Origin of the sequence: Rhizobacter sp. (assembly GCF_031412495.1) — a bacterium.
Taxonomy (GTDB): domain Bacteria; phylum Pseudomonadota; class Gammaproteobacteria; order Burkholderiales; family Burkholderiaceae_C; genus Schlegelella_A.
The window spans coordinates 1-2,894 of sequence record NZ_JANODC010000085.1; the positions used below are offsets into that span (position 1 = coordinate 1).

The window sequence follows — 2,894 nt, forward strand, 5'->3', positions numbered from 1 at the left end:
GCGCGCGCGCCCTTCGACTTGCGGTGCTTGATGATGGAATAGAACATCACCCCGAACACCGCCACGAAGATCACGAGGCAGACCACGAGCATGAAGTTGTGCAGCCAGGTCTGCTCGACGGCGATCGGCGACGCCGGCGCGTGCAGGCCGAGCTGGTTCACCCCGGGCCCGCCGCCGAGGTTGCCGGTGGCAGCAAGGGCAGGGCCGGCCAGCGTCGCCAGCAGCGCGAGCGCACCGCGGCCAGCCGCATGCGAAAAGGCAGTGAACGTCATGATGGTTGTTGCCAGGTCTTCTCAGGATTCGGGGAGGCCGCGCCGGAGGCAGGCCCATCGGCAGCCGGCGGGCGCGCGCTGCCGCAACGCCGGATGGCGTCCCTCAGCTCCTCGGCGAGTGCGCGGCGCAGCTCCGGCCGGACGAAGCGGCCGACCGCGATCCGCTTGCCTTCGCCGGAAAGCTCGATCAGGGAGCGGTCGCCGTGGGCCGGCTCGATGCGCACCCAGGCCGGCGTGAATTCGACCTGGTCGGCGCGGCGGCCGTTGATGCACTCCACCCTCAGGAGGCCCGGCCGCAGGAGCAGGCTCTCGCGGTCGGCAGCGTGGCGGGCGTAGGCGAGCAGCGCGATGCCGACGGCCAGCAGTTCGATGCTGGCGAAGGGCAGGACGAACGGGGCGCCGCGCCACCAGAACGCCCCGGCGATGGCCAGCGACACGGTGCAGAGGAGCAGGTACACCACCGCCAGCTGCAACGGCGAGATCGAGCAGTTGCGCCGCAGGAGCCACTGGACCGAGCCGTCGGGGGCAGAGGAAGCGGAGCTCGCGAAGCGCAGCGGCGGCGCGGCCGGCGGAAAACCGCGCGGTGCCTGAACACTGAGAGCTGCCATCTGCCGTCGTCGCCTTCCGGGGCCTGTCGAGTGCCGTTACAGGAGTCGCGAGGCCGGTGCCGACCGCGCTGTCGTGCCGAAGGAGAGACGACCCTCGACAAAGCAGATGATTTTAGCGCACGCGCTCACGAGGTCGGCCTCGGCCGGCGCACCATCGCCCGCATGTCCTCGAGGGCAACGGCCACCGGCTCGCCGGCGCGCAGCCGCGGCGCGGCCTTGAAGCCGTGGCCGTACGCCACCTCCATGCTGAGGCCGATGCTCCCGTCGGACGCGGCCCGCTCGGCCAGCGCGGCGAGGAGGCGCTGCCGCCAGGCCGGTGTCCGCAGCCCCGCGAATCGGTCCGGTGCGGCGTTGCCCCCGAGCAGGCGCAGCTCGGCGAGCAGCGCCTCGGCGCTCTTCCAGCGCAGGGTCAGCGTCTCCTGGTCGAGCACCGGCTCTGCAAAGCCGGCGTGAACCATCATGTCGCCCAGATCGTGCATGTCGACGAACTCGGACGCCGGCGACGGCCATCGCGCGGCCGTGTAGAGCTCGCGCAGCTCGCGCAGGCTCGCCGGCCCCAGGCACGAGAACACGACCAGCCCATCGACCTCGAGCAGGCGATGCCATCGTGCGAAGAGCGCCGGCGGGTCGGCCACGAACTGCAGGACCATATTGGCCCAGACCAGCTGGCTGCGGCCCACCTCGGCGTCGGCAGCGGAGGCGCTCAATGGCGACGGCGCGGCCTTCGACAGCGACCACCAGGGCCGCGCCGTGCGCGCGGCCCGGATCGCGGCCGCCGCAGGATCGGGCTCGACGGCGACGATCTCGGCGCGCGGGTAGGCCGCGCGCAGGACCGCTTCACCGCCACCGACCCCGCTCCACCAGTCGAAGATCCGGCGCGGCTCGAGGCGGATCGGGCCGAGGCGCTCGACGAGGCGGCGAGCCACTTCGCCATGCAGCCAGGGCGGCTGTTCGGCACGGGCCATTCGTCGCAGCGCGGCGGCGGCTGCGGCCTCGTCGAGGCGGCGCGGGCCGGATCGATCGTCGTCGTTGCGATCCGCAGCCGGCATGCCGGGCAGTATATTGAGGCGATGCTGGCCGGGTGGCGAACGCGACTTTCGGATCGCCCTGAAGACCGCGACGCTGCGGCGCCGGTGGCCCGCCTGCCGAGCCTCTGCGCGATCTGCCACGGCTGGGGCCGGGGTCGCGTCTGCCGCGCCTGCCTCGACCGGTTCGCCCGTCGCGTCGAGCGCTGCTCGCGCTGCGCCCTGCCCGTTCCGGCCGGCGCGGCCCTGTGCGGCGCCTGCCTGTCGGTGCCGCCCGCCTTCGATGCCGCCCTCGCCTGTGTCGACTACGCTGCGCCGTGGGACCACCTCGTGGCGGCGTTCAAGTTTCATTCGGCGCTCGGCCTCGGCCGGGTCTTCGCCAGCCAGATCGAGGCCACGGTCGTCACCGCGGCGAAGACCTTGCCTTCGCTGGTGCTGCCCGTGCCGCTGGCTCCGGCGCGACTGCGCGAGCGCGGCTACAACCAGGCCTGGGAGCTGGCACGGCGAATCGGCCGCCGCCTCGGCCTTTGCGCCGATGCGAGGCTTCTGCTGCGCCTTCGCGACACGGTGCACCAGCTGGACCTGCCACCCGAAGCGCGCGCCGGCAACGTGCGCGGTGCCTTCGCGATCGAGCCCCGTCGCCGCAGCGAGTTGACCGGCCGCTCGGTGGCGATCGTCGACGACGTCATGACCACTGGCAGCACCGCCGCAGAGATCGCGACCGTGCTCAGGCAGGCGGGCGCAGCGCACGTCTGCGTCTGGGTGTTCGCGCGCACGCCGCGGCCCGGCGAGTAGCGCGTCCGCGTCCTCATGTTCAACATCGTTCTCGTCGAGCCGGAGATACCGCCCAACACCGGCAACGTGATCCGGCTCGCCGCGAACACCGGCTGCCGCCTGCACCTGGTCGAGCCGCTCGGATTCTCGATGGACGACGCGCTGCTGCGCCGGGCCGGCCTCGATTACCACGAGTACGTCGACGTCCGCCGGCA

5 protein-coding genes are annotated in these 2,894 nt (G+C 72.5%); 2 read left to right on the forward strand and 3 right to left on the reverse strand.

What is annotated here, in order from left to right; all coding sequences use genetic code 11:
- From AC30N0_RS03065 to AC30N0_RS03075, 3 genes are all read right to left on the reverse strand, one after another.
- Positions 1 to 272 (reverse strand): cytochrome c oxidase subunit II transmembrane domain-containing protein (locus AC30N0_RS03065; protein ID WP_489516464.1); only part of this gene is annotated, 272 nt, incomplete at its 3' end.
- A complete protein-coding gene (locus AC30N0_RS03070; protein WP_489516465.1) occupies positions 269 to 880 on the reverse strand; it encodes a DUF2244 domain-containing protein in 612 nt (203 codons plus the stop codon). The genes AC30N0_RS03070 and AC30N0_RS03065, both read right to left, overlap by 4 nt.
- Before the next feature lie 125 nt (positions 881 to 1,005).
- Positions 1,006 to 1,806, reverse strand: coding sequence for a class I SAM-dependent methyltransferase (locus AC30N0_RS03075; RefSeq protein ID WP_489516466.1), 801 nt, complete (start codon positions 1,804 to 1,806; stop codon positions 1,006 to 1,008).
- 6 nt (positions 1,807 to 1,812) lie between these two features.
- Here AC30N0_RS03075 and AC30N0_RS03080 point away from each other — a divergent pair, with 6 nt between their 5' ends.
- Positions 1,813 to 2,700: a ComF family protein gene (locus AC30N0_RS03080; RefSeq protein ID WP_489516467.1), complete on the forward strand. Its 888-nt coding sequence runs from the start codon at positions 1,813 to 1,815 to the stop codon at positions 2,698 to 2,700.
- Positions 2,701 to 2,715: 15 nt separating this feature from the next.
- The coding region (locus AC30N0_RS03085) for a tRNA (cytidine(34)-2'-O)-methyltransferase (RefSeq protein WP_489516468.1) at positions 2,716 to 2,894 on the forward strand (179 nt) is incomplete at its 3' end.

Bases quoted from the DNA above. Each gene is read 5' to 3' on its own strand.
- AC30N0_RS03080 (WP_489516467.1), top strand. From the start codon at position 1,813: ATGCAGCCAGGGCGGCTGTTCGGCACGGGCCATTCGTCGCAGCGCGGC.
- AC30N0_RS03070 (WP_489516465.1), bottom strand. From the start codon at position 880: ATGGCAGCTCTCAGTGTTCAGGCACCGCGCGGTTTTCCGCCGGCCGCG.